Consider the following 26,597-nt stretch of genomic DNA (forward strand, 5'->3'; position numbering starts at 1 on the left):
TGAAATGCCCGAACCCGCCTCCTGGCATTATACCAAGATCACCAAGCCCATGTTCGACCTCAAGCCGGTCGACCAGGTCCTGAAGGGCCGCATCATCACCGCCGTCGGCGACGAGATCATCGAAGACGGTTTCGTCGAAATTCGCGGCGGCAAGATTGTTCGCGTCGGCCCGGCGTCAGAGCTCGGCAACACCGATCTCGCGGTCGTCGATACTGGCGGCAAGACCATCATGCCTGGCCTGATCCAGTCCCACGGCCACCTGTCCTGGGACGGTGTGCATGAGCTGTCCTTCCAGTCCATGTACGACTCGCCGGAAATCCGCGCCTATAAAGCCGCTGGCAACATGCTGAAATCGCTCCGCGCCGGCGTCACGCTGGTCCGCGATCTCGGCGTGCACAATGCCAATCTCTTCGCCAAGCAAGCTGTCGCCCAAGGCTTTTTCCCCGGGCCGCGTCTGCTTGTCTCGGGCGAATCGATCATCCAGACCGGCGGCCACACTTATTGGGTTTGTCGCGAAGCCTCCGGCGCTGACGAAATGCGCCGCGCCGTGCGCGATCAGGTCAAGGGCGGCGCCGATCTCATCAAGATCATGGCCTGCCACGATACGCTCGAATTCACCGACGCCGAGCTCGAAGCCGTCATCGACGAAGCCCACCGCAACCGCCTGCCGATCACGGCGCACGCGACTTATGACGCCTGTATCCGCCGCGTCGCCGAATTCGGCGTCGACTGCGTCGAGCATGGCGGCTCGATGAGCGACGAGACGATCCAGATCCTCCTCGACAAAAAGATCCCGATCGTCACCACCTTCTCTGCCCTCGTCATGCAGGCCAAGCCCGATATCGCCAAGGCATTCGGCATTCCCGAATGGAAAGTGCTCGAGCGTCAGAAGGCGGTGGGCGACAAGACGCGCTTCGATGGCCTCGTACGCGCAGCCAAGGCCGGCGTGCCGATCGTCTTCGGTACCGATGCCGGTAGCCCGGCCGTCGAGCACGATGTCATCGCGCCTGAACTCGCCTTCATGGTCGAGGTCGGCGTGTGCCCCAATAATCTCGACGCGCTGCGCGCCATCACCATTCGCGGCGCGCAACTTTCGAAAATGGACAAGAAGATTGGCACGGTCGAGGCAGGCAAAGAAGCCGATCTCATCGTCGTCGACGGAAAACCCGACGAGGATCTCTACGCGCTCGAACGCGTCGAGATGACCTTTATCGCCGGCAAGAGGATGCACTGATGAGCTTTCTGAACGACCATATGGCCACCCGCATCACCGAGGACGACGGCTCGTTCCGGACCAAGATGCTCGCCATCGCCGCCGGCATGACCAATGTCATCGCCATGGGTCGCGGCGATCCCGATTTCCATACGCCAGCCCATATCGTCGAAGCCGGCAAGAAAGCGCTCGACGACAACCAGCATCACTATACCGGTCCCCACGGCATCCCGCCGCTCCGGGCTGCCATCGCCGAGCACCTCAATAAGGAATATGGCCTCGACTATTCCGCTGACGACATTGCCGTCACCGCAGGCGTCCAGGAATCCATCACGCTGATCATGCTTGCGCTGATCCAGCCGGGGGACGAGGTACTCATCACCTCCCCGCGCTTCACCACTTATGACATGGCGGTCAACCTGGCTGGTGGCGTGCCCGTCCCGGTCCCGACGTTCCAGAAGGACGATTTCGCACTCGACCTCACCGAGATCGAAAAGCGCATCACGCCGGAAACCAAGATGTTCGTGCTGGTTTCGCCCAACAATCCGACGGGCGCGGTTACGCCTCCAGACGTCATCCGCGGCATCGCCGATCTCGCGATCAAGCATGACCTCATCATCGTCTCGGACGAGATCTACGCCAAGATCATTTATGACGGCTACGAGCACCTCTCGATCGCGACGCTTCCGGGCATGAAGGATCGCACCATCACGCTCAACGGGTTCTCCAAGACCTATGCGATGACCGGCTGGCGCGTCGGCTATATGGCGGCACCTGCCGATTTCATCTCGCGCATCACCGACACCCGTCATACGCTCTCGATCAACACATCGACCATCAGCCAATATGCGGCGCTCGCTGCGCTGACCGGGCCGCAAGAGCCGATCGAGGCGATGATCGCGGAATACAAAGCACGCCGAGATTATCTGCTGCCCGCGCTCGACGAAATGGGCCTGACCTACGGCAAGCCCGGCGGCGCCTTTTACGTCTATATCAACGTTGCCGGCACAGGCATGTCGACGCCCGAATTCTGCGAAAAGCTCCTGCGCGAAACAGGCGTCATGCTCTTCCCAGGCACCATGTTCGGCGACCATGACCCGAGCTATATCCGCATGTCGTTCCTGCAGCCGCTCGACAAGATTAAGGATGCGGTCGAGCGCATGAAGGGTTTTATCGCCAAGCACGCGAAAGCCGCCGCATGACCGACAAGCCCAATCCCGCCGAAAAATTCGTAGGCATACAGGTCAGCCCGATCAACTTCATCGACGAAGGCGTCGAAAACGTCCTCGACATCCTCAAGGATCGCGTCGGCGTCAACGTGCTGATGCTCGGCACGGTCTCCTGGCTCGGCCTCAAGACCGGGCGCTCGATCTCGCATAAGCTTGACGGCTGGCCCGATCATGGCGTGCCGGAACCCTTCGCTATGAAGGGGGGCGCTTATTTCGAGCCCGATCCGGCCTATTACAACGGCACTTTTATCAAGGATTATCGGGCCAAGGACCCTGAGTTCGAAGGCAAGGACATCCTCGACATGGTCATTGCCCCCGCGCACGAGCGGGGCATGAAGGTGTTCATCGAGCTGATGGAGCCGTTCTTCAAATATACCGGTCACGGTTCGACCAACACGGTTGATATTCCGAACCTCGCTCAGGCCATGGAGGTCGACATTTTTGGCCGCCTCGGCAGCGACCCATCGACGAGCCACCCGGACTATCGCAATTGGATCCTCTCGATGATCGAGGATCAGGTCCGCAATTACGATATCGATGGCGTCATGTGGTGTAACGAGCGCAACTCGCCGCTCGACACTCTGATCCAGGGCGGTGCGCCGGGTGATTTTTCGACCCATGCCCGCAAGGAAGCCATGGAGCGCGGTATCGACGTCGAAGCCTGCCGTCGGGCGCTGCTTAATCTCTATGATTTCATGCAGGAAGCCGCGTCGGGCAAGGAATTCGCCGATGGCGCCTTCATCACCTTCATCCGCACGCTTCTCGCCAACCCGGAAGCGCTGATCTGGGAAAAGTTCTGGCTTGAGCGCAACAAGGATCTCGATCGCGAGCTCTATGGTCTCGTCAAATGGTGCAAGCCGGGCCTGAGCTTTGGGCTCAACGTCTGGAACCGCAACCATTTCAATATCTTCCGCCGCGCCCAATGGCCGTGGGAAGAGCAGACCATGTATGCCGATTGGGTGAAGCCCATCACCTATCAGCATCAGGCCGGCGAGGTGTTCACCAAGGAACTGGGCTTCTTCCAGAAGACCATTTTGCGCGATTTTTCGCCCGATGAAGCGACGGCAGTGCTCTATCGCATTCTCGGCCTCAACGAGGCGCCCTATGCCAACGTCATCGCCGCGGGCATGGACCCGGACACCTATGTGTTCGGCCAATGCGCGGATGCCGTGAAGGGCGTCAACGGCAAGGCCAAGGTTTTCATGGGCCTCGGCGTCGATGCCCCGCGCACCAAGGCCGAGACGGCCAAAATGACACCCGACATCGCCTATCGCTCCGTCATGGCGACCTACCGTGCCGGTGGCCATGGCGTCGTCCTCGCGCCCAATTATGCCAGCATGCACCTGACCAATCTCGATGGCGTGGCCAAGGCCCTGACAGAACTGGGGCTGAAGGATTGACGTATTACGACACCATCATCCGCAATGCGGACGTGCTGACCGAGACGGGGATCACGAAAATCGACGTGGCCATCTGGGGCGAAAAAATTGCCGCGCTGCTGCCAGCGGGTGCTGGAGAGGCCAGTGCGATCATCGACGGGGCTGGGCAAACCCTTTTGCCAGGCGTCATCGATATTCACTTCCATATCCGCGCTCCGGCCTATCCGGATCGGGGCACGGTCGAGAGCGAAACCAAGGCTGCGGCGGCGGGCGGCATCACCACCCTTTTCGAAATGCCGATCAGCAAGCCGTGCTGCAATTCGGCCGAACGGGTCGAGATGCGAAAGGCGCATTTCGCCGAACATGCCCGGATCAATTTCGGCATTTTTGGCGCTCCTGGCGACCTGACACCAGAAGCAGTCAGTGCCATGGCTGATGCCGGCGCCATCGCTTTCAAGATTTTTACGACCGAAGCCCCGGCCGGTCGCGATGACGAGTTCTTTGGCCTGTCGTTTCCCGACGAGGCAGACCAGATGCGCGCGCTCAAGGCAGTCGCCGAAACCGGCATTCCGCTTGTTGTACACGCCGAGAGCGCGCAGATGATTGCGCTAAGCGAAGCGGCCGCCCGATCGCTTGATCTGGCCAATCCCGACACGCACCTCGCGGCGCGTCCGGCGATCTGCGAGGCTGTCGCGGTCGCTAAGCTTCTCACCATGAACATCGAAGCTGGCGCGAAGCTGCATATTGCCCACGTTACCAGCGCCCTAACAGTTGATATTTTGAGGCGGTTTGCGGGAACGTCCGACTTTTCGGCCGAGACCTGTCCGCATTATCTCTTCCGCACCCATGACGATGTGCGCAAGGCAGGGGTTTTCGCCAAGATCAATCCGCCTGTCCGGCTGCAGGCCGATCAGGATGCGCTTTGGTCGGCGCTGGCAGACGGCACGATCCAGCATGTCACGACCGATCACGCGGCCTTCTCCCATGCCGAAAAACTCGCCAGCGCCAAGGATTTTCTGCGCGCACCACCAGGTTCTCCGGGATCGGAAATTCTTCTGCCGTCCATGTTAGACGCCGTCGCCAAGGGCCGTATTTCGCTCGATAGAGCCATGGCACTCTTGAGCGCCAATGCTGCGGCCCGCTTTGGGCTGACGAACAAGGGACGCATTGCCGTTGGCGCGGATGCCGATCTGATCCTCGTTGATCCCATTGGCGTAACCGAAATCACCAAGGAAAGCCTCCACACCTTCGCGCGCGATGTGGCTCACCTCTATTACGGCGCGAAATTTTCGGGCCGGGTGACGCGAACATTGGTTGGCGGCAAGACCGTTTTTGATGGCGAAGTCGTTGGACAAGCGGGAGACGGCCACTTCGTCGCTCCAGACCGGACGATCCGACCCGACACCAGATTGAGGGCCTGACCCATGACTGACGCATTCGCATCTTCGTCTACGGCACGGACCAACGAACCGCCTCTCCTCGAGGTGGAAGACCTGCAGACCTCCTTCATCGTCGGCGAAGGCCAGGATGTTCGGGCCGTCGACGGCGTCAGCTTCGTCGTCAAAGGTGGCGAAACACTGGCCATCGTCGGCGAGTCTGGCTCGGGTAAATCCGTGACCAGCCTCTCCATCATGCGGCTTCTGCCCAAGAAAATCGGCCGCATTTCGCGAGGGACCATTCGTCTTCGCGGCAAGGATCTGGTGAGCTTGCCTGAAGGAGAAATGCGCGCCATTCGCGGCAACGATATCGGCATGATCTTCCAGGAGCCGATGACGAGCCTCAATCCAGTACACACCATCGGTACCCAGATCGCCGAAGTGGTCATGCAGCACGAAAAGCTGGGCAAAAAAGCTGCGCACCAGCGAGCGGTCGAGATGTTGGAACTTGTGGGCATTCCGGAGCCGGTGCGCAGGGCCAGCCAATATCCGCATGAAATGTCGGGCGGCATGCGGCAGCGTGCCATGATTGCCATGGCGCTTTCGTGCGAACCGAGTGTTCTGATTGCCGACGAGCCCACGACGGCCCTCGATGTGACCATCCAGGCGCAGATCCTCGACCTGATGCGCAATCTCCAAGCCAAGATGGGCATGGCGATTGTCTTCATCACTCACGATCTCGGCGTCGTTGCTGAAATGGCCGATCGGGTAGTGGTGATGTATGCCGGCCAGGTCGTCGAGACCGGTACCGTCGCCGAAATCTTCTCCAAGCCCCTGATGCCCTACACATCGGGCCTCATGCAGTCGATCCCGCGCATGGGCGAATATGAAGAAAAGACGCGGCTCCAGACCATCCCGGGCTATGTGCCGCTCTTGACCAAGCTGCCCGGCGGCTGCCGTTTCCGCACCCGTTGCGCCTTTGCCGAAGAGCGCTGCGCGGCAGCCGAACCACCGCTCGAAGTGCTCGATAGTGGCCGATCCGTCCGCTGCGTGCGCTGGCGCGAACTCGATCTCAAGACCAAGGCGACGGCATGACCGAGACATCCTTTCCAACGCCAGTCGCTCCAAGTGATGCACTGCTCGATGTGCGACACCTCAAAAAGTACTTTCCGATACGCGGCGGCGTCCTGAGCCGCGTCGTCACCAATGTGAAAGCGGTCGACGACGTATCCTTTTCGATCCGCCGGGGCGAAGTCGTCGGGCTCGTCGGAGAATCGGGATCTGGCAAGACAACCGTAGGCCGAACCATTCTGCGATTGGGGGAGCCGACATCGGGCGTCATCGACTTCGATGGCGCTGATATCAGCAAGCTCTCAAAGCCCGCGATGCGGCGCTACCGCAAGCGCATGCAGATCGTCTTTCAAGACCCCTATGCCAGTCTCAATCCGCGCGAAAAGATCCGCACCGTGCTGGGGCATGCGCTGGCCGTCCACAATATCGGCACCTCGGCCGATCGCGAAGACCGGATCGTCGCCATGCTCGAACAGGTCGGTTTGAGCGGGGACTATCTCGATCGCTTCCCGCATGAATTTTCGGGCGGTCAGCGCCAACGTATCGGCATTGCCCGCGCCCTGGCCGTCGAGCCCGATTTCATCGTCGCCGACGAGCCGGTCTCGGCTCTCGACGTGTCGATCCAGGCGCAGGTCGTCAACCTCCTTGAAGACCTCAAGGACAAGTTCAGCCTGACCATGCTGTTCATTGCCCACGACCTGGCGGTCGTCGAGCATATCAGCGACCGGGTCATCGTCATGTATCTCGGGCGGATCATGGAGATCGCGCCGACGCGCACGCTCTATCGCAATCCTAACCACCCCTACACCAAGGCCCTGCTCTCCGCAGTGCCCAATCCGGACATCACGGCGCGCAAGGATCGGATCATTCTCAAGGGCGATATTCCGAGCCCTATCAACCCGCCGTCCGGCTGCGTCTTCCGCACCCGCTGTCCCATGGCGATCGCCGACTGCGCCAAGGTCGTGCCGGTACCGGTCGAAGTGTCGCCGGGTCATTTCAGCGCCTGCATCCGCACCGCCCCACAACCCGCCTACGGCCAACTTGCCGCCCAGGATATGCCATGACCGATCTCGATGTGAAATTCGACCGCTACTACACCTATGACGAGATGACGGAGCGCCTGCGCCGGTTGGTCGCTGCTTATCCCGACCTCGCCACGATGACATCGCTCGCCAAGAGCTTTCAAGGGCGCGACGTCTGGCTGATTGAGATCACCAACCCCAAGACCGGCCCGGCGGCCGAAAAGCCCGGTTATTACATCGACGGCCAGATCCACGCCGAGGAACATGCGACCTCGGCAGCGTCGCTTTATGCCGTTTATCACCTGCTGACCAAGTACGGCACCGACGAGGAAGCGACGCGCCTTCTCGATACGCAGGTGTTTTACATTCTGCCGCGCATCAATCCGGACGGCGCTGAGCTATCGCTTGTCCCGCCCTATTACAATTGGTGCGGCAATGGCCGCTTCATGCCCGGCGCTGATCGGCTCGAGGGCCTGATCCCCGAGGATATCGATGGTGATGGTTACATCGTCTGGATGCGCGTACCGGACCCTAAGGGCGAGTGGAAAAAGAGCGCCAGCAATCCCGACATCATGGTGCAGCGCACGCCGGGCGAGGAAGGCGGCGAATATTACCGAATGTATCCCGAGGGTACCGTCCGCAACTATAACGGGGTGAACGTCCCGGTCGAAAAGCCGTTCGACGGCAATATGAACCGCAACTTCCCGACCCATTGGTCGCCGCAGGAATATGGCGCCGGCATTCATCCGCTGTCGGAGCCCGAAGCCTTCGGCATGGCGAAGTTCATTCTCGACCATCCCAACATCTGCGGCATGTGCGCCTATCACACCCATGGCGGCATTATCCTGCGGCCATCCATGACCAAGCCCGATAGCGCCATGAGCGCGCGGGACATCAATCTCTATAAGGAAATCGGCAAGGTCGGCACGGCACTTACGGGTTACCCGACCGTCTCGATATATGAGGAATTCACGCCGGACAAATCCGTCGTCCGCCGCGGCGGCCTGATGGATTGGACCTATGAGGAGATGGGGATCATCTCCTTCGGCACTGAGCTTTGGGATCTCGAGCGCACGGCCGGCGTCCCCAAGGAAGGCTATTACAACCTCTACCCACGCAATGAAGAGGTGCAGCAAAAGGTCTATGATTACGTCAAGGCCAACATGGCCGAAAAAGGTTGGCGCGACTGGAAGCCGTTCGATCATCCGCAACTGGGCAAGATCGAAATCGGCGGCATGGTCAATATCTGGAGCTACCGCAATCCGCCGGGCAATCTGCTCGAAGAAATGGTCCGCCAGAACGTCCTCTTCAATCTCAAGCATGCGGCCGCCGCGCCGCAGGTCAAGGTCGAGGATGTGAGCCTCACCGCCGTCGGCAGCGATCTCTACAAGGTGCGCGCGGTCATCAGCAATTTCGGCTATCTCCCGACCAACCTCTCGGACGTTGCCATCGCTAATAAGGTGGCCAAGCCCGTCACTGCGGCGATCAGCGTCGATGGCGGGGAGCTGGTGATGAACCCCGAAACCGCCGATCTCGGCAATCTCGCAGGCCGCAACGAACGCCTCTATCCCTGGTCGCCATGGGGCCAGCAATGGACCGCCAATGGCCGCCCCATCGAGTGGCTTGTTCGCGCCAAGCCCGGCGCATCGGTGACCGTCACCAGCCGCTCCGAAAAGGGCGGCACGCATCGGGTCACCACGACGATCAACTGAGTTCCTGTCCCAACTGGCTCCGGTCCTTCTGGGACCGGAGTATTTTTATCGGGCAGCTATTTCCTGCACCAGATCCCAAGCCTTGATGCGCTGGTCGTGGAGACCACTGGCGTCCTGAACGGCCAGATGCACGAAAGCCGGTGCAAGTTCGATCGGGTCCTTCCAGATCTTCCGCATTTCCGGCGAATAGGTCGTTTCGCTCATCGGCGTGTGCATGGCATGGCCGGGGGTCACGATATTGACCGAGACATTGTAGGGCGCAAATTCCTTGGCCAGCGCGCGCGACAAACCCTCGACGCCAAACTTGGACGCGCAATAGGTGCTCTCATCGACATCGCCGACAATGCCGGCATTGCTGGAAACGTTGATGATAGCGCCGGCTTTTCGAGCCTTCATCCCCGGTGCGACTGCTTTGACGCAGAGGAACGCGCCCTTGAGATTGACGCCCATCAGCCGATCCCAATCGGCGATGGTGACGTCCTCTACCGGCTTGAAGAAAATGATGCCGGCATTGTTGACCAGAACGTCGATCCGACCCGCCTCGGCTTCGATGGCTTTGTGCACCGGCTCGATGCTTTCTGCGTCGGTGAGATCGAGCTTTCGCGGACGAATATCGCCCGGCAGGTCGGTAAGGCCCCGGAGCTCATCCTCCAACACATCGAGCGCATAGACCGTCGCGCCTTCGGCTGCATAAAGCTGCGCAATAGCGCGGCCGAGGCCACGCGCTGCGCCAGTAACGATGGCAATCTTGCCGTCCAGTTTGCCGCTCATGTCGCGATCCTTCCGCCGTCGATGACAAGCCCAATCCCGGTGACGAACGAGGACTGTTTTGAGGCAAGGAAGAGCACAGCCTCGCCGATTTCGTCGCCAGTGCCCATGCGCCCGAGCGGCGTGATCGAACGCCATTTTTGTTCCAGCGCATCAGGGTCTGTGGCTTTTTCCAAATTTCTCCGGTTCATGCCGGTGTCGATGACGCCCGGATTGATGGCGTTGCAGCGAATGTTGCGGGTCGCATATTCGATGGCGATGACGCGGGTCATCGACATGATGCCGCCCTTGGATGCCGCATAGCTCAGATTGCCACCGACATTGGCAAAGGCACTTACCGAAGAGTTGTTGACGATGGTACCGCCGCCATTGCGCAACAGCGCCGGGATCGCGTGTTTACAGCCGAAAAAGGTACCCTTGAGGTTGATGTCGATCACGCGCTCGAAAAGTGCTTCGGTAACATCCTCAGAGGGCGTGACCGGTTGTTCAATGCCGGCATTGTTGAAGATGGTATCGAGCTTGCCGTGATCTTTTTCCGCGCGGGCGATGAGTTCGGCGACCTGATCCTCCTGGGACACGTCTGTGTGCTGAAAGACAATCGACAGTCCCGCCGCTTTCGCCTCATCGGCCAGACGCGCGCCCTCAGCGTCATCGACATCCCCGACAACGACTTTCGCGCCTGCGCGGGCGAAAAGCATCGCAGTCGACCGCCCCATCCCGCTTGCGCCACCGGTGATCACGGCAACCATGCCTTCTAGTCTCACATCTACCCCCAGATTTGGTTGCCAAAGCCTACAGTATTGTATGCTTGTAATACAAACTCAAAGTCGTAGATTTGGGCAAACGGAGCATGTGATGAGCCTCTCGATTACCCTATCCAGCCCTCCCGACATCTACGCCCCTGCCAGTTATGAGCACGTGGCCCAAGCTGGCGATTTTGCTTTCATAGCCGGGCAGGTCTCGCGTGACAGCGCCGGTAAACTGGTCGGGCCGGGCAACGCCGGCGAACAAGCGGCACAGGTCTATCGCAACATCGACGCTATCCTCCGCCATATCGGTGCGGAGCGCGACCAAGTGGTGAAGATCACCACCTATCTCGTGGACCCGGCCGATTCCGCGGTAGTAGCGGCAGAGCGGAAGGCGTTCTTTGGCGAACACCGTCCGCCCCATACCGGTCTGATCGTCGCGGCGCTGGGCGGACCCGAGGTCAAGCTCGAGGTTGAACTTGTCGTCTATACCCCGCGCCAGGCTTAACCTAGCGCGAGGGCATCTGCGACGCGGCTCGCTCCATAATCGCGCTCGGCGGCAGCGCGGGTGATCTTCTCCTCGCGGAGGTCGGCGGCCAAGGCGGCAAGTGGACGCTCGCCGGGGTCGCCAAAGCCGCCACCGCCCAGCGTTTCGACGCGGATCACTTCGCCCGCCGCGAGCACCAGGCCCGAGGCTTTCGAATGCAGGTTTTCTTCCTGAGCCGTGCCGGGATTGCGCCGAATGCGCGTGACATTGGATGCCTTGCCACCGGCGACTCCGGGCGCCGGGATGATGTGGGCGTCCGAGCGGGCCGAGAAGGTGGTGTTGTCCTCACGAATGCGGATCTGCCGCGCCATGCCCATGCCACCGCGATGCCGCCCTGCCCCGCCGGAATCCGGCACAAGGCAATATTCGTCGAGCAGCAGCGGATATTCGAGTTCCAGCGCTTCGGCGGGCAGATTGGTGGAATTGACCGTGTGCACATGGACCGCATCCATGCCGTCGCGATCGGCAAAGGCGCCAGCACCACCGCCCATGCTTTCGGGATAGACATAAGTCGCCTGGCGGCCTTCGTGCCATCCCGAGATGGAAACGGCCGAGGTCGAGTCATTGCACGAGGCCATGACCTTGTCTTCCGGCATGGCCTGGTAGAGAGCGCCGAACACCGCGCCGCAAAGACGGTTCGACGTCACAGCACGACCGGCGACAGCGGCCGGCGCCTTCGGGTTGACGATCGTGCACGGCGGCGCAGAGATGCCGATGGGATCGATAATTCCCTGATTTGGCATCAGGCCAGGATCGAGCACCGCTTTGACGCAATAGTAGATCGAGGCTTTGAGGGCGCTGTCCGGCAGATTGATCGCCCCACGCGCCTGCGGACCCGAGCCGGCAAAATCGAAAGAGAGCTTGTCCCCCGCAATGGTTGCCGTGCAGACGATCGGCACCGGTTCGCCCGGAAAGCCGTCATCGTCCATGGCGCGCTCGAAGCGATAGACACCATCGGGCAAAGCCGCCACCCGGTTGCTCAGGCGCCGGCGCGTATAGGTTAAAATGTCCTCGATAGCCTGCGACACCGCTGGCCAGCCCATGCGATCGACCAATTGCACCAGCATGGCGCCGCCGCGCACATTGGTGCCGATCTGCGTGCGCAGATCGAGCAACCGCTCCTCCGGATCGCGGGTGTTGTGGGCGATCAGTTCGAGCAGATCCTCATCGATCTCCCCACCGCGGGCGATGCGGATGATGGGCAGGCGGATGCCCTCCTCGAAAATCGACCGAGACGTGCCCGAGGTCGATCCCGGTGTCTTGCCGCCGACATCGGCATGATGCGCGATATTGCCGGCAAAGAACCGGACCTCGCCCTCATGATGCACCGGCGTGATGATCGAGATATCCGGCAAGTGGCTGCCACCAGCGAGGTAGGGATCATTGGCAATGAAAGCGTCGCCGGGCTTCATGGCCGACAAGGGGTAGCGCGCCAGCATCGCCTCGACAGCACCGATCATGGCGCCGAGGTGAATGGGAATGTGGTCGGCCTGGGTCACCAGGCGCCCCTGCGCATCGAAGATCGCCGTCGAACAATCGCGGCGTTCCTTGATATTGGACGAGAAAGACGAGCGGATCAGGATCGACCCCATGTCCTCGGCAATGGCGAGCAACCGGTTGGAAAACACCTCCATCTGGATGGCATCGGCGATGCGATCATTGTCTTGGGTCACAGGTTGGTCTCCACGATCAGATTGCCCCAGCGGTCGGCGACGACGGTTTGCCCCGGCAGGATCAGGCTCGTCGCGCTCATTTCGTTGATGATGGCCGGGCCGGAGATCGACACGCCGGACGGCAGGTCGCCACGATGGTAGATCGGCGTTTCGAGCCAGCCGTGGGTGGCATCATAATAGACGGGCCGGGAGCCTGTTTGAGCGGCCTCGAGACTTGATCCGCCCTGAACTTCCGCCTGCGGCGCCTTTTCGACGGCGCCGATCGCCTGCACGCGGGCCGAGACGAACTGGATGGCACGGTGCCGGATGTCGTAGCCATATTCCTTGACGTGGGCGGCGTGGAACCGCTCTTCGAGTTCCTTGAGATCGCCGGCGCCGAGACCGCTGCAATCGACCTTGACCTCAAAATTCTGGCCGCGATAGCGCGCATCGAGAACGCGATTGAAGCGCCGGTCGCTGGTGGCGACGCCCTCATTGTCGAGCCAGGCCGTGCCCTCGGCTTCCATGGCATCGAAGAGGCCAAGGACGTGGGTCCAGTTCTCTGCGGTGCAATCTGAAAAGAAGCTGCGCACATAGTCCGAGCTGAGATCGGTCAGCAACATGCCGCGGGCACAAAGCGTACCCGGCTCACGCGGAATGAGAATACGCGGCAGGCCGCATTCGACCGCGACTTCCGCCGCGTGGAGCGGCCCCGCGCCACCAAAAGCGCAGAGGGCAAAGTCGCCCATGTCATAGCCTTTTTCCACCGACACCGACCGGATGGCGCGGCTCATATTGGCATTGGCGATCTGGATGATGCCGTGGGCGGCCGCTTCAAGCGATATGCCAAGCGGCTCGGCGATGGCCTCGCGAATGACCCGGCGTGCCGCTTCGAGATCGATCTGCATGCGACCGCCCAAGAGGGTCGTCGCGTCGAGGCGCCCAAGGCAGAGGTTGGCATCGGTAATCGTCGGCTCCGTGCCACCGCGCCCATAAGCCACCGGACCCGGTGCTGCGCCAGCCGATCGTGGCCCGACCTTCATCGAGCCGGCGTCATCAATCGCAGCGATCGAGCCTCCACCTGCCCCAATGACGTGAATGTCGAGCATCGGCGTCTTGACCGGATAGCCGGCGACGAGCCGCGCGCTGGTGAAAAGCGGCGTGCAATTGTCGATCAAGGAAACGTCGGTCGAGGTGCCGCCGACATCGAAGGTGATGAGATTGGGCAGTCCCGCAACGCGCCCAATCTCAGCAGCGCCCACCACACCGGCCGCTGGCCCGGACACGCAGGTGCGCACCGGACTCGCATAGACCGTGTCGATCGACATCAACCCGCCGTTGGAGTGGATCGTATAAGGCGCAGCGGGAATGCCGACATCAGCAACGCGCTTGCGGAAGCGCTGCAGATAGCTGCCCATGCGCGGCCCAACAAAGGCATTGACCGCGACAGTCGACATGCGTTCGAACTCGCGAAATTCCGGCAGAATTTCCGAGGAAAGGCTCACATAGGCATCAGGCAGAAGCTCGCGGACGACTTCCTTGGCGCGGGCTTCGTGTTCCGGCCTGCGATAGGAGTGGAGAAAACAAATGGCAACGCTTTCGACCCCGGTGGCCGCCAGTTTGGCGACTGCCTCGCGCAGCGACTCCTCGTCGAGTGCCTGCAGCACTTCTCCATCCGGCCCGATCCGCTCAAGCACCTCGACGCGACGGTCGCGCGGGATCAGGACCGGCGGCTTTTCCACCCGGTAATCATAGATCGAGGGGCGAGCCTGCCGCCCGAGCTCGAGCACATCGCGAAATCCCTTGGTGGTCACGAGCCCGGTCCGCGCGCCGCGCCGCTCGATGACGATATTGGTCGCAACGGTCGTGCCATGCGCCAAATAGCTCACGGATGAAGGCGCAAAACCCAGCTCGCCCAGCATGTCGCGCAAGCCATTCTCGATCGCTTCGGAGGGATCATGCGGTGTCGAGGATGTCTTGAAAAAATGGACATCGCCCGAGCGGTCATCGAGCAAGGTGAAGTCCGTGAACGTGCCGCCAACGTCGACGCCAATACGGTACATGTATGGGGAACCCGGTTGAGGAAGAGGCTATCTCCTCGGACCTTGTCATACAGTATACAATCGATCAACCGACTTTTTATCGGCTCGCTGCCTTAGCGGCTGATGGAAACGTCGCCGGTTTTCTTGCGTGCAATCAACAGCATATGGTCTTCGAGTGCCGCCTGGATATCCTTGAACGGCGTCGAGGGCTTGGCAACCTGCGCCACAATCCAGTCGCGAAACTGCTCGTGTTGCCGGGCGCTTGCCTCAAGGTCTTCGTCGCGGAACCGCTCGAAATTGAAGATGATCAGCACATGGCGTGCGATCGTGTCCCAGAGGGTGCCGACGATAGGATTATGCGCTGCCTGACGGATCGCCCGATGAAATTCAAGATCGGCAATCAGCGAATTGCGCAGACTGCCGCCTTTGGCCGAGGCGATCATCATTTCAATAGACGGCTGAAGGACTTTGGGACTGCCTTGTCCCTTGCGCCAGTTTTCGATGGCGTCGCGCAGCATGAAGGTCTCGAGACTGAGGCGGACTTCCATGATCTGCTGGGTAATGCCGGGTTCAAAAGCGGCGACCCTATAACCCTTGTGCCCACCGCCACTGATAATGCCCTGCGCGTGCAGCACTTTCAGCGCCTCGCGGATCGGCACGCGGCTGACACCAAGTTTTTCCACCAGCGTCGTTTCGACGATTCGCTCATTGGGCAAAATGATGCGGGTCGCGATGGCTTCGGCGATAGTATCGGCGACGCTTTCCGACAGCGAAATCCGCTTGGGTTGCGGGAGTTCGACGAGGTTTGCTTCGCCGTGCATGCGTGTCTCCACCTTGGGCGCCGGGGCAAGGCTTTGCCGCCAACACAAGGCCGCTTCTATCACCCGGCCTATTTCCCCACAACATTGCCTTACAATTAGACAATCAAAGGCTGGATTGATTATTCCGCGCCGAAGTCGTCAGCGTAAATGCCGACGTAGATCACACCTTCGTCTGACACTTTGCCGCGATACATGCCTTCAGTATTGTGCACCAACGAAATGGCACCATGGCGGTCTATCGCTATTATCCCGGCGCCGGCACCGTCCCCTTTCAGCTCGTTGACCGCATTCTGTGTTGCATCGGCAAGAGGGGTGTCGAGGTAGAGCATGCGCGATGCAATGTCGTGGGCGGTGCATCGGCGGATAAAGTACTCGCCGAGGCCTGTGCAGGACACGGCGACGACGCCATTGCGCGCATAGGTCCCCGCACCAATGATCGGCGCGTCTCCTACACGCCCGGCGCGCTTGAATGTGTATCCGCCCGTCGACGTTGCCGCTGCAAGATTGCCGGCGTCGTCCAGCGCAACGGCTCCCACCGTGCCGTGCTTTTCCGCTTCCGTGCGGCTGCGATTGAGTTTGCCGGTACGCTCGTCTTCGGCGCGCTGCCAATGCTGCTTTCGAAGGGGCGTCGTGAAATAATCCTGCTCGACCATAGCAAGGCCCTGGCCACGCGCAAAATCGTCGGCACCCGCACCGGAAAGCAGCAGGCACGTGCCGTCTTCCATGATCAGGCGCGCAGCCTGGATCGGGTTGCGGATGTGGCGGGCGGATGCGATCGCCCCCGCGGCCAAGGTTCGCCCATCCATGATTCCGGCATCGAGTTCATGCTCTTGTCGCTCATTGAGGATTGCGCCATGGGCTGCATTGAAACTGGGGTGATCTTCCAGCGCCACGACCGCAGCCTCGACCGCATCGATGGCGAGGCCACCCTCTTTCAGCACAGACCATCCGGCGGCAAGAGCGGCCCTGAGCCCCTCACGAGCTGCGCGATAACCTTCTTCTGTGATCGAGCCGCGCGGAATGGTGCCAGCGCCTCCGTGAATGGCAAGTGTCGCCAATTGATAGGTCTCCCTGAGATTGCGGCTTGATCGGCGCCGCCTTGTGGTCAACCCTGAGGCCAGTTCTGCCGCTGGTCAATCGGTGGTGCGTGGTCAGACTGGATTGGGATATCAGCCTTGAAAATTTCGGACATGAACTGGTTTGCCGTCGAGGACTATCTGCGCCGGGACGATCGCGCGATCATCCCGCTCGGCTCGACGGAGCAGCACGCCTACCTCTCGAATAGTGTCGATTCGATCCTAGCGGAAAAAGTGGCGGTCGAAGCCGCAGATCCGACCGGCGTGCCGGTTTTTCCGGTTCTGGCCTATGGAATTACCCCCTATTTCACTGCCTATCCCGGCAGCGTTTCGCTCCGCGCCGAAACCTACGGCCGGATCATCACCGACATGCTCGATAGCCTTGCCGGCCAGGGTTTTCGGCGCTTCCTTTTCGTCAATGGACATGGCGGAAACAGCCCGGGCCAAACGACGGCTCTCGAATGGCTAAACGATCATGCCGATTGCCGGATACGCTGGCACAACTGGTGGAATGCACCGAAGACTTTCGCCAAGGTGCAAGCCATAGACCCCGTCGCCAGCCATGCGTCATGGATGGAGAACTTTGCATGGACGCGACTGCCCAATATCGGCATGCCCAGCAGCCAAAAGACGATGAGTGATCTGGACAAGCTGAAGACGATGGGAAGCCAGGCGGTAAAGGACTATCTCGGCGACGGTAATTTCGGTGGCTTCTACCAGCGGCCAGACGAGGAAATGCAAGCGATCTGGGATATTGCGATCGACGAAACCAGGTCTTTGATCGAGAACGGTTGGGCTTAGGTCATGTCCATAACGTTCGACTTCAACGGAAAGTCCGTCATCGTGACCGGTGCCGCCCAAGGCATTGGCCGCGCAATTGCCATTGCTTTTGCCCAAGCCGGCGCCTCTGTCGCGGGCTTTGATATCGACGAGGCCGGGATGGCGCCGTTGGCATCGTCGGGCGTGGCGCTCACGATCCCCGTCGACCTCGCTGATCAGACCTTGGTTGCCAGGGCAGTGGAGCAGGTCGTGCGCTCGGCGGGAGGCATCGACATTTTGGTGACTGCGGCCGGAGGTGTCCGTGGGCAGGTGGGCGGCCCGTTGGAGGCCATTACGCCGGATGCGTGGCAACAGCTATTCGCGGCCAATGTCGAGAGCGCGCTATGGTGCGCTCAAGCAGTCGCGCCTCATATAAAAGAACGTGGCGCGGGGCGGATTGTCACCATTTCATCCGGGGCAGGACTTCGCCCCAGCCTCACGGGCATTCAGGCCTATTCTGCGGCAAAGCACGCACTGGTCGGGCTAACCAAGCAGCTTGCGCTTGAACTGGGGCCCGCTGGAATAACGGTGAATAGCGTTGCACCGGGCTTCGTGTTGTCTAATCCCAACACCCAGCGCCAGTGGGACAGCTATACGAGTGACCAACAAGACCGCCTGATCGCGTCGACGCATACGCGGCGCTTGGGCACGCCCAATGACATAGCGGCGGCAACGCTGTTTTTGGCATCCGATGAAGCGTCGTGGATTTCGGGGCAGATTATCAGCGTCGATGGCGGGCGGGCTTAGGATCGCGTTTGGCTGAGCGAGGCCATTGCTGACGCCAATATCCTCCGGATTTCGGGGCGGCAGGAGCCGCAATTGGTGCCGGCTTTGGTGCAGTGGCCGATGGCTTCCACAGTGTCGCATCCGTCCTTGGCGATGGCGGCGGTGATAGTGTTGATGCCGACGGAAAAGCAGGAGCAGACGGTGGCGCCCGGGTCGGGCGTGTCGGCGCCAGGACGACCGGCGAGCACGACTGAGGCGCTGAGGTTTGTTTTGGTAAGAAGCGTCGTCGCCCATTGGCGGGAGACAATGACGGGATCGGGAGAGGTGTAGAGCGCGAGGATCAGGCGTCCATCTTCGAGCACTGCGAAGTTCCGGCGGCCGGCCCGGTCGTCGTTGAATGTTTTGATGCTGGCATTGGCGGGGAGGTGGAAATTTTCCTTGAGCCAGGCGATCCAATCTTCGGGCTCATTGAACCATGCCAGTTCGCCGCGTGTGCCGCCGTTGACGGGCGCGATAGCCCAATAGTCGCTGGTCAATGCTGGGCTTTGGGTGGCGACGAAGAAGCCAAAGAGGCGAGTGCCAGCGGGCTCGACATGGACCCGCGCCATTTTGAGGGCGGGCTGACCAGAGACAGGGTCAGTCTTGGCAGCGACGAGTGAATCGATGCGGCCATTGGAGGCGAATTGATCAGTCCAGTGCATGGGCGCAAAGACCTGGCCCTGTGGCTGGCGATCGGTGACCACAGCGCGCAGCGTCACGCTGGCTCGGGCATTGGAGACACGGACCAGAGTGGCGCGGCGGATGTTGAGGCGCTCGGCGTCGGCAGGGTGAATTTCGAGGAAAGGCTCGGCATAGTGGGCGGAAAGCCGCGCGGCTTTGCCGGTGCGGGTCATGGTGTGCCAATGGTCCCGAACGCGGCCAGTGTTGAGCACGAATGAGCCGGGCGCCGGGCGGATGGGCGGCGGCGGCACGACCGGGACAAAACGGGCTTTTTGATCGGGTGTGAAGAAGCGGCCATCGCCGAACATGCGGGCGCTGGGTTTGGTTCGCACCGGCCATTGGGTAGGTTGGATGGCCGCATAATCGGCGCCGCTAAGGCCGGCGAGGTCGAAGTCGCGGGTCCCGTCGTTTTCAAAGGAAGAGAGCGCAACGTGCTCGGCGAAAATGTCGCCCGGGGTGCGATAGGGAAAGGCTGCGGAATGTCCGAGGCGTCGCGCAACTTCGGAAATGATCCACCAATCAGGACGCGCTTTTCCTGGAAGGGCAAGAAAGGGGCGCTGGCGGGATATGCGGCGCTCCGAATTGGTGACGCTGCCTTCCTTTTCGCCCCAGCCCGCGGCCGGAAGTCTGACATGGGCGTGGTGGCCAGTGTCGGTCTTCGCATTCATGTCTGAGACCACGACGAAGGGGCAAGCTTCGAAAGCGGCGCGAACGGCGTCGGCATCGGGCATAGAATCCACGGGGTTGGTCGCCATGATCCAGACTGCCTTGATGTCGCCTCGCGCCATGGCGCTGAAGAGATCGACAGCCTTGAGGCCCGGCTTGGTCGCGACATTGGGCGCCTGCCAGAAGCGCCCTACCCTGTCGATCGCTTCGGGCGTGAAATCCATATGGGCGGCCAGCATATTGGCGAGACCACCGACCTCGCGACCGCCCATGGCATTGGGCTGACCGGTGACGCTGAAGGGGCCCATGCCCTTGCGTCCGATGCGGCCGGTCAAGAGATGGCAGTTTATGATGGCATTGACCTTGTCCGTGCCCGAGGCGGATTGATTGACGCCTTGGGAATAGACGGTGACGGTGCGCTCGGTTTTGGCGAACCAGTCATAAAATGTTGCGATGTCGGCAGCTGCCGCGCCGGTGGCTTCGGCGACGCGGTCGAGCGGCCAATCTTCGGCGAGGAGCAAGGCAGCTTCGGCGCCGCTTGTGTGTTGCGCCACGAAGTTGGCGTCAACCTGCCCATAGCGCGCGAGATGACCGAGGAGACCGACAAAAAGTGCGCTATCGCCGTCGGAGCGGAGCGGCAGATGAAGATCGGCAATGTCGGCGGTGGAGCTGCGGCGCGGATCGATGAGTACGACGCGCATATCGGGACGTTCGGCCTTGGCGGCGGCGAGGCGCTGGTAAAGCACGGGGTGGCACCAGGCGAGATTGGAACCGACGAGCACGACGAGATCGGCCAGTTCGAGATCTTCGTAATTGCCCGGGACGGTGTCGGAGCCGAAGGCGCGTTTGTGGCCAGCGACCGACGATGCCATGCAGAGCCGGGAATTGGTGTCGATATTGGCGCTGCCGACAAACCCCTTCATCAGCTTGTTGGCGACGTAATAATCCTCTGTGAGGAGCTGGCCCGAGCCATAAATGGCAACGGAATCTGGACCGTATTGCTCGATGGCTTCGCGAAAACGAGCTGCGACCAGGTCGAGAACTTCGCCCCAACTGGAGCGGCGATTGCCGATTTCGGGGTGGAGAAGCCGGCCTTCCAAGGAAAGGGTTTCGCCGAGTGCGGAGCCTTTGGAGCAGAGGCGACCGAAATTGGCGGGATGATCGGGATCGCCCGCAATCGCGACGGTGCCATCGGCTCGGGGCGTTGCAAGGACACCGCAGCCGACGCCGCAATATGGACAGGTGGTCTTGACGGTTTTGGCGGAGCCGAGGGCGGTCATGCAGCGTAGTTTCCAAAGTCGACAGGCGAAGGAAGCGGCGCGGATCATCCCGCGACGCTGCACCGTCCGCCATAGGGATCTATCGGTGCGCTGCCTTGAAAAGCCGCGCCGAAGATGAGCGTACCGCGCATATCGCCCGTCGCGGCGGAATCGCGGAGTAGGTCAAAAAACCAGGGACCGTCGGTGGTTTCGCCATAGAGCACGGTACCGACGATGCGATCATCGCGAAGGATAAGGCGCTTATAGATGCCGTCTTCCTCGTCGCGCAGCACGATGTCTTCCTGCCCGTCGCGCGTTTCGAAATCGCCAGCCGAAAAAACTGAAATGCCGGTGACCTTGAGTTGGGTCGCCGTGGGCACGGGACTGAATGCGGCAGGCTGATCCGCTAGGGTTTTGGCGAGGACAGCCGCCATATCGTAAAGCGGGGCGACGAGGCCGTAGCATATGCCATCGTGTTCTACGCATTCGCCAAGAGCGAGGATGTGCGGGTCGGACGTGCGCATCTGATCGTCGACGACGATGCCGCGTTCGACATGGATGCCGGCATCGGTTGCAAGGCGCGTTTCGGGGCGGATGCCCACTGCCATGACGACGATATCGGCCGGGCAGAGCCGGCCATCTTCAAGCATGACAGCTTCGGCACGATCGTGGCCGATGATCGCCTGGGTTTGGGCTTTGCAGAGCACTTCGATGCCGCGGTCCTCGAAAGCTTTTTGGAGCATGGCCCCGGCAACGGGATCGAGTTGGCGGTTCATCAGATGGTCGGCGGCATGGAGCACTGTGACGCCCATGCCGCGCAGGCGGAGAGCGGCGGCGGCTTCTAAGCCGAGGAGACCGCCGCCGATGACGACGGCGCGTGAGCCGGGCATGGCGGCGGCCGAGATCATCTTCTGCACGTCGTCAAAATCGCGGAAAGCCAGAACGCCGGGGAGGTCCTTGCCGGCGACGGGCAGGACAAAAGGGGCCGAACCTGTAGCGACGACAAGGGTATCGTATGGCGTTTCGCCGCTGCGCGAGATCACCACCTTTCGGTGGCGATCTATGGCGGTGACGTGTTCGCCGAAGTGGGTGTTGACGCCGTGCGAGGCGTACCAGGCGGCATCGTGCGTGATGATGTCCTCGAAGTTCTTTTCGCCAGCGAGGACCGGAGAGAGCATCAGCCGGTTGTAATTGCCGCGCGGCTCGGCGCCGAAAAGGGTGACGTCGTAGCGGTCTGGCGCCTCGGCGAAAAGATGTTCGAGGGCGCGGCCGGAGGCCATACCGGCCCCGACCACGACGAGTTTTTGCCTACCGCTCATGCGGGCTGCCCGACCGGCTGGCGCTCCATGCGCCGGACGGTCATGTGCATCCAGAGGAATGCGACGGCGACCAGCACGAAGAGCGCAATAAAGCAGCTCGACCATATGCCAGTGACATCATTGAGATAGCCAAAGAGCAGCGGCAGGACGAAGCCACCGAGGCCACCGATCATACCGACCAGACCACCGACGGCGCCGACATTCTGAGGGTAATAGGCCGGGATGTGCTTATAAACCGCGGCCTTGCCGAGGCTCATGAAAAAGCCGAGGACGAAGACCAGGCCAACAAATGCCCAGGGGCTCAACTCGAAGTGCAGCGGCACGGGGCCGTTGATGCCGGCAACGACGAAATCGGATGTCGGCAGAGCCAGAATGGCGGTCATCAGCAGCGAAACACCGAAGGTCCAATAGAGCACAGTGCGGGCGCCGATGCGGTCCGAGAGGGTGCCGCCATAAGCGCGGAAGATGCTGGCGGGGACTGAGTAGAAGGCGGCGATCATGCCGGCTGTCTTGATGTCAAAGCCATAGACGCCGATCAGGTAGCGCGGCAGCCACAGGGTGAGTGCAACGAAGGCGCCGAAGGCGAAGAAGTAATAGAGGGCGAAGCGCCAGACCTGAAGATTGCGCAGCGGCTCGAATTCGCTGAGGAGGCTCTTGGGCGTGTAGGGCTCGGTGCGGCGCCTAACGATGATCGGATCATCTTCGGTGGTGAACCAGAAGACCACAGCGATCACCACGAGCGCAGCAGCCCAGATAAGCGCGACCGACTGCCAGCCCGAGGCGAGCATGACAAAGGGAGCAAGGAATTTGGTGACGGACGATCCGACATTGCCGACGCCGAAAATCCCGAGGGCCGTGCCCTGTTTACCGGCGGCATAGAAGCGGGACACATAAGCTACGCCGACGGCGAAGGAGCCGCCCGCGAGACCGACGCCAAGCGCGGCTATGAGAAACTGCTCATAGGTTTGGGCGAAGGTGAGGAGGAAGGTCGCCAGTGCCGCGGCGAGCATGGTGATGACATAGACGATGCGGCCGCCCATGCGATCGGTAAGCACGCCGAGGAGGACGCGGACCAGCGAGCCGGTGAGCACCGGAGTGCCGATCAGGAGGCCGAACTGGGTTTCGCTGAGCCCAAGCTGGTCCTTCAATTGCACGCCAATAATGGAAAAAATCGTCCAGACGGCAAAGCACACGGTGAATGCCACCGTGGACATGGTCAGCGCGCGTGTCGATTGCGCTGAGGAAGTCGACTGCATGTTTGTCATGCCTTTCACCCCTAAAACAAAAAGGCCGCCAACAGAGCCGACCGGATGTTCCGATCGCTTCTATTGGCAGCCTTGCCTGTGGCACCCATCGTTGGACGCCGGTTCAATCGCTCCTGAGAGCGTTTCACCAGAGGTAATGCATTTAGTGTGCCAGCCGGACTTCGCGGCAAAAGACGTTATGGCGCAACTATTTAGCTGATTCCAGATTTTATCGACTTTGGCGACCAATCGCCTAATTGGGCATCATTCGCATATTTTTTGCCCAAATTTGGAGCCTGCACATATTGAATGCGAATTGCAGGAGGCGCGGGCGGATAACGCACAGGGCCAAACTCGATTTTCCGCAAGCGGGTTGCTCCGATGGTTAAAATACGGCAAACTCGGGGCAAATGGGGGATGCGACACTGGATTCAAATCAGACGCCACCGACCATTGTGCTGTTCGATCTCGACGGCACTCTGGTGAACCATATTAACCCGCGCGTCTTGCAGGCGCTCGAGTTTTTGGACGATTGCTCGCACCGTGCCGCAAGGCTTGTTGCGCGGTTCCGCCTGATGCGGCGCCAACAGACAACGCCATGCAAGATGCCAAAACTGCTCGTGCATCGTGCGATTCATCGGGTACGTCGCAAGTCTGTCGATCAGATGCTGGTGCCGTGCGAAACGATGCGGAGGGTTCTGGAACGCCTCCATGAGAATGGGGTCATTCTGGGCCTCGTGAGCAATGGGCTTGGTCGTGGCTATGGTCACGACGTGCTCGAAGCCTTTGATCTCAGGAAGTATTTTACGACCTGCGTGTTCCGCGAGGACGTGGCGCGCGGCAAGCCTTGGCCTGATTCCATTCAGGCGGCGCTCGGCAATGTCGGGCGCGGTCTGCGGGCGCGCGACGTCGTCTGGTATGTTGGCGATCAGCGCAAGGATGTGGATGCAGCGCTTTCCGCTTCTGCCAATCTGTCGCGTGCGATCGTGCCAGTGGCTCTGGGCGCGCGTGCGGCGCTGCGGGCCATGGACGGCGATTGCCCACAATTGCAGATTGCCTGGTCAGCGCATGATCTCGATCGGCTGACGTCCGACCTCTTTGATACGCATCTTTATGGACCAGTGCGGGCGCCCTACCCGCTTGCAGTGGCTACTGCGTGAGATTGGCGCTGCGGCGCCAAGTCTTTGCTTCGATGGTCTACAAAAGGCTTTTATGATGCCGACCTGTAGCTATCAGGGTACACCCACCCATTGCTGCCATCATTGCCCGGCTTGTCCGGGCAATCCATCGCACTGACGGATGGACCACCCGGACGAGCCGGGTGGTGACGATCGTGGACAGATTTAACTTATTCGGGACAAAACAGGACCGGTCCGGCAGGCGTTATCCACTCACCGCAAACTAGAAATCAAAACCCATCTGGCTGATAGAGGGTGCGGGAGCGGCTGAGACCTCTTCCTGCTTCTCATCTTTGAAGATGGGCTTAGCTTTCGCCTTACGGAGTTGTGCCGGTGCAGCCTTGAGTTTTGCCGCTTCGGCGGGCTTTGCGATGATCACTTCTACGGCTTCCATCTCAGCCTCCACAGTTTCTGCCTCGGCGGCAGTTGCGATGAGATCCAGCCAGCCTTTTGCAGCGGTTAATTTCGCTGGGCGGAAGGCATAGACATTTTCGCGACCCTTTTTGACCTCCGCGACGAGGCCCGCGGACTTCAGCACGCGCAGATGGCGCGAGATGGCGGGGCGGCTGATCGAAAAAGCCTCGGTCAGCACATGGACCGGCGTCGGCGCGACCTTGAGAATCTCAAGGATACGGCAGCGCGTGGTGTCAGCCAGGGCTGAATAAAGGGCGATGGGCGGCTTCGATCTTTTGCTCATGCGCCGAGCCCTATGTAACAAGGGTGTTACACGTCAAGTTATGGCACCATTTGTTCACCAGAAACGTTCAACCAGCGTTCAGCATGCCACGGGATTGCCACCCGCGGATAAGATTGTGGTCATGCCTCAAGCGTCAGTTTAGCCCAAGGAGGATCGCCACATGGTATCGCAGGACCAAAGCCCTACCTATTCCTGGTGGAGTCGCGAGCAACGGCCATTCAGCATGGCCGAGGTGGTGGTCGATGCAGTCGTACATGTTCTTGGGCTTGTGGGCGCGATAGCGGCAGGGTCGATCCTGCTTGTCCTGGCGCTGATGCACACCGCGCCGGAGGCGTTTCCGGCGCTTGTGGTCTATGTGGCAACGCTGATTGCGGTGCTGGGCGTGTCGCTCGCTTACAATGTCTGGCCAGTTTCGCCGATCAAAATGCACCTGGCGCGCTTTGATCAGGCGGCGATTTTCCTTTTCATTGCTGGAACTTACACGCCGTTTCTCGCCGTGATTGGCGGCACGCGCGCCGGCGCCATCATGATGAGCCTTGTCTGGGGCGCATCGCTGATCGGGGTGGCGCTAAAGCTGATCGTGCCGCAACGTTTTGGGCGGCTGGCGATACTGCTTTATCTCGCGATCGGGTGGAGCGGCATTCTGGTGTTTCAGCGGCTGGCCGAGGAACTGCCGCCATCGACGCTATGGCTTTTGCTGGCCGGCGGCGTGACTTATTCCGCCGGCATCGGTTTTCACCTTTGGGAAAAGCTGAAGTTTCAGAACGCCTTATGGCATGTTTTCGTGGTGGCAGGCGCCAGCCTCCACCTTTGGGCAGTGCTCGACTGCATGGTCATTCACAGGCTCTGAAATTCAGTCGATCCGGTCGTGGGTGACCTTATCGCCCGCGACGATACCGAGCTCTTTGCTGCGGCCGCCGGGGACTTCCAGAACGAACTGTACCGGACCATCCGAGGGAATAGAGGTGGGGTCGTGCGGGCGGGCGTTGATGTGGATATTGCGGATCGTGCCATCGCTTGCGATGAACAACATATCGAGCGGTATGAAGGTGTTACGCATCCAGAATGAGACCGAACGCTCTTCGAAAAAGTCGAAGAGCATGCCCGCATCATCACCGAGTTCCTGACGGTACATCAGGCCGCGCGCGCGGGTTTCGGCGGTATCGACGACTTCGACGGTGAAGGAGTGATCGCCGTTTTTGGAGTGGATAACCAATTGGCTATCGTCGGCAAAAGCGAGGGCCGGCAGGCTGACGGCGAGCAGGACAGCGGCAGCAGCAAGTGCCTTGAATTGGTGCAGCATCGAAGGAGCTTT

Annotated in this window: 23 protein-coding genes; 12 read left to right on the forward strand and 11 right to left on the reverse strand. The window is 60.7% G+C overall.

The features are described from left to right. The first annotated feature begins 4 nt into the window (after positions 1-4). From DevBK_RS07135 to DevBK_RS07165, 7 genes are read left to right on the forward strand one after another with little or no spacing between them, the layout of a single operon-like run. On the forward strand, positions 5-1,234 hold the full coding sequence (locus DevBK_RS07135) for an amidohydrolase family protein (protein WP_317184934.1): 1,230 nt from the start codon (positions 5-7) through the stop codon (positions 1,232-1,234). Further along, entirely contained in the window at positions 1,234-2,415 is a 1,182-nt protein-coding gene (locus DevBK_RS07140; RefSeq protein WP_317184935.1) for a pyridoxal phosphate-dependent aminotransferase, read from the forward strand. Before DevBK_RS07135 ends, DevBK_RS07140 begins: the two co-directional genes overlap by 1 nt. Beyond that, on the forward strand, positions 2,412-3,842 hold the full coding sequence (locus tag DevBK_RS07145) for a hypothetical protein (RefSeq protein WP_317184936.1): 1,431 nt from the start codon (positions 2,412-2,414) through the stop codon (positions 3,840-3,842). The genes DevBK_RS07140 and DevBK_RS07145 overlap by 4 nt, the downstream gene beginning before the upstream one ends. Continuing rightward, on the forward strand, positions 3,839-5,242 hold the full coding sequence (locus DevBK_RS07150; RefSeq protein ID WP_317184937.1) for a dihydroorotase family protein: 1,404 nt from the start codon (positions 3,839-3,841) through the stop codon (positions 5,240-5,242). The genes DevBK_RS07145 and DevBK_RS07150 overlap by 4 nt, the downstream gene beginning before the upstream one ends. 3 nt (positions 5,243-5,245) lie before the next feature. Continuing rightward, positions 5,246-6,292, forward strand: coding sequence for an ABC transporter ATP-binding protein (locus tag DevBK_RS07155; protein ID WP_317184938.1), 1,047 nt, complete (start codon positions 5,246-5,248; stop codon positions 6,290-6,292). Further along, positions 6,289-7,332, forward strand: a complete 1,044-nt coding sequence (locus DevBK_RS07160) for an ABC transporter ATP-binding protein (RefSeq protein ID WP_062631168.1) — start codon at positions 6,289-6,291, stop codon at positions 7,330-7,332. The genes DevBK_RS07155 and DevBK_RS07160 overlap by 4 nt, the downstream gene beginning before the upstream one ends. Next, positions 7,329-9,002, forward strand: a complete 1,674-nt coding sequence (locus tag DevBK_RS07165) for a M14 family metallopeptidase (RefSeq protein ID WP_317184939.1) — start codon at positions 7,329-7,331, stop codon at positions 9,000-9,002. The genes DevBK_RS07160 and DevBK_RS07165 overlap by 4 nt, the downstream gene beginning before the upstream one ends. 45 nt (positions 9,003-9,047) lie before the next feature. Here the strand turns inward: DevBK_RS07165 and DevBK_RS07170 are convergent, their stop codons facing one another. Beyond that, positions 9,048-9,773: an SDR family NAD(P)-dependent oxidoreductase gene (locus DevBK_RS07170; protein WP_062631166.1), complete on the reverse strand. Its 726-nt coding sequence runs from the start codon at positions 9,771-9,773 to the stop codon at positions 9,048-9,050. Further along, entirely contained in the window at positions 9,770-10,519 is a 750-nt protein-coding gene (locus DevBK_RS07175; RefSeq protein ID WP_317184940.1) for an SDR family NAD(P)-dependent oxidoreductase, read from the reverse strand. The genes DevBK_RS07170 and DevBK_RS07175 overlap by 4 nt, the downstream gene beginning before the upstream one ends. Positions 10,520-10,625: 106 nt before the next feature. On the opposite strand from DevBK_RS07175, the gene DevBK_RS07180 reads away from it, so the two are divergent. Beyond that, positions 10,626-11,024, forward strand: coding sequence for a RidA family protein (locus DevBK_RS07180; protein WP_317184941.1), 399 nt, complete (start codon positions 10,626-10,628; stop codon positions 11,022-11,024). Here the strand turns inward: DevBK_RS07180 and DevBK_RS07185 are convergent. The 4 genes from DevBK_RS07185 to DevBK_RS07200 all read right to left on the reverse strand — a co-directional run bounded on the left by DevBK_RS07185 (position 11,021) and on the right by DevBK_RS07200 (position 16,636). Beyond that, a complete protein-coding gene (locus DevBK_RS07185; RefSeq protein ID WP_317184942.1) occupies positions 11,021-12,736 on the reverse strand; it encodes a hydantoinase B/oxoprolinase family protein in 1,716 nt (571 codons plus the stop codon). The genes DevBK_RS07180 and DevBK_RS07185 overlap by 4 nt on opposite strands. Beyond that, positions 12,733-14,778: a hydantoinase/oxoprolinase family protein gene (locus DevBK_RS07190; protein ID WP_317184943.1), complete on the reverse strand. Its 2,046-nt coding sequence runs from the start codon at positions 14,776-14,778 to the stop codon at positions 12,733-12,735. The genes DevBK_RS07185 and DevBK_RS07190 overlap by 4 nt, the downstream gene beginning before the upstream one ends. A 92-nt stretch (positions 14,779-14,870) precedes the next feature. Continuing rightward, positions 14,871-15,578 carry a GntR family transcriptional regulator gene (locus tag DevBK_RS07195; RefSeq protein WP_061906947.1) on the reverse strand — a complete coding sequence of 236 codons (708 nt, stop codon included), beginning with the start codon at positions 15,576-15,578 and terminating at the stop codon, positions 14,871-14,873. A gap of 119 nt (positions 15,579-15,697) precedes the next feature. Then, positions 15,698-16,636, reverse strand: a complete 939-nt coding sequence (locus DevBK_RS07200) for an isoaspartyl peptidase/L-asparaginase (RefSeq protein WP_317184944.1) — start codon at positions 16,634-16,636, stop codon at positions 15,698-15,700. Positions 16,637-16,753: 117 nt separating this feature from the next. On the opposite strand from DevBK_RS07200, the gene DevBK_RS07205 reads away from it, so the two are divergent. Next, on the forward strand, positions 16,754-17,455 hold the full coding sequence (locus DevBK_RS07205; protein WP_317184945.1) for a creatininase family protein: 702 nt from the start codon (positions 16,754-16,756) through the stop codon (positions 17,453-17,455). Positions 17,456-17,458: 3 nt separating this feature from the next. After that, a complete protein-coding gene (locus DevBK_RS07210; protein ID WP_317184946.1) occupies positions 17,459-18,220 on the forward strand; it encodes an SDR family NAD(P)-dependent oxidoreductase in 762 nt (253 codons plus the stop codon). Here the strand turns inward: DevBK_RS07210 and DevBK_RS07215 are convergent. The 3 genes from DevBK_RS07215 to DevBK_RS07225 are packed head-to-tail and all read right to left on the reverse strand — an operon-like array spanning position 18,217 to position 23,428. Then, positions 18,217-20,865 (reverse strand): molybdopterin-dependent oxidoreductase, encoded by a 2,649-nt coding sequence (locus tag DevBK_RS07215; RefSeq protein ID WP_317184947.1) that lies wholly within the window; start codon positions 20,863-20,865, stop codon positions 18,217-18,219. The two genes, DevBK_RS07210 and DevBK_RS07215, sit on opposite strands and share 4 nt — an antisense overlap. A gap of 44 nt (positions 20,866-20,909) precedes the next feature. Further along, positions 20,910-22,163 (reverse strand): NAD(P)/FAD-dependent oxidoreductase, encoded by a 1,254-nt coding sequence (locus DevBK_RS07220; protein WP_317184948.1) that lies wholly within the window; start codon positions 22,161-22,163, stop codon positions 20,910-20,912. After that, positions 22,160-23,428 carry a nitrate/nitrite transporter gene (locus tag DevBK_RS07225; protein WP_317184949.1) on the reverse strand — a complete coding sequence of 423 codons (1,269 nt, stop codon included), beginning with the start codon at positions 23,426-23,428 and terminating at the stop codon, positions 22,160-22,162. The genes DevBK_RS07220 and DevBK_RS07225 overlap by 4 nt, the downstream gene beginning before the upstream one ends. A 389-nt stretch (positions 23,429-23,817) precedes the next feature. Between DevBK_RS07225 and DevBK_RS07230 the strand changes: the two genes are divergently transcribed. Continuing rightward, entirely contained in the window at positions 23,818-24,567 is a 750-nt protein-coding gene (locus tag DevBK_RS07230; protein ID WP_062631156.1) for an HAD hydrolase-like protein, read from the forward strand. A gap of 241 nt (positions 24,568-24,808) precedes the next feature. Here DevBK_RS07230 and DevBK_RS07235 read toward each other — a convergent pair whose 3' ends face one another. After that, positions 24,809-25,282: a metalloregulator ArsR/SmtB family transcription factor gene (locus DevBK_RS07235; protein ID WP_317184950.1), complete on the reverse strand. Its 474-nt coding sequence runs from the start codon at positions 25,280-25,282 to the stop codon at positions 24,809-24,811. 160 nt (positions 25,283-25,442) lie between these two features. On the opposite strand from DevBK_RS07235, the gene trhA reads away from it, so the two are divergent. Further along, positions 25,443-26,132 carry a PAQR family membrane homeostasis protein TrhA gene (trhA, locus tag DevBK_RS07240; protein WP_317184951.1) on the forward strand — a complete coding sequence of 230 codons (690 nt, stop codon included), beginning with the start codon at positions 25,443-25,445 and terminating at the stop codon, positions 26,130-26,132. 3 nt (positions 26,133-26,135) lie between these two features. On the opposite strand, the gene DevBK_RS07245 is transcribed toward trhA, so the two are convergent. Beyond that, positions 26,136-26,585, reverse strand: a complete 450-nt coding sequence (locus tag DevBK_RS07245; protein ID WP_317184952.1) for a DUF192 domain-containing protein — start codon at positions 26,583-26,585, stop codon at positions 26,136-26,138. Between the last annotated feature and the right edge of the window lie 12 nt (positions 26,586-26,597).

The organism is Devosia sp. BK (assembly GCF_032907385.1).
Lineage (GTDB): Bacteria > Pseudomonadota > Alphaproteobacteria > Rhizobiales > Devosiaceae > Devosia.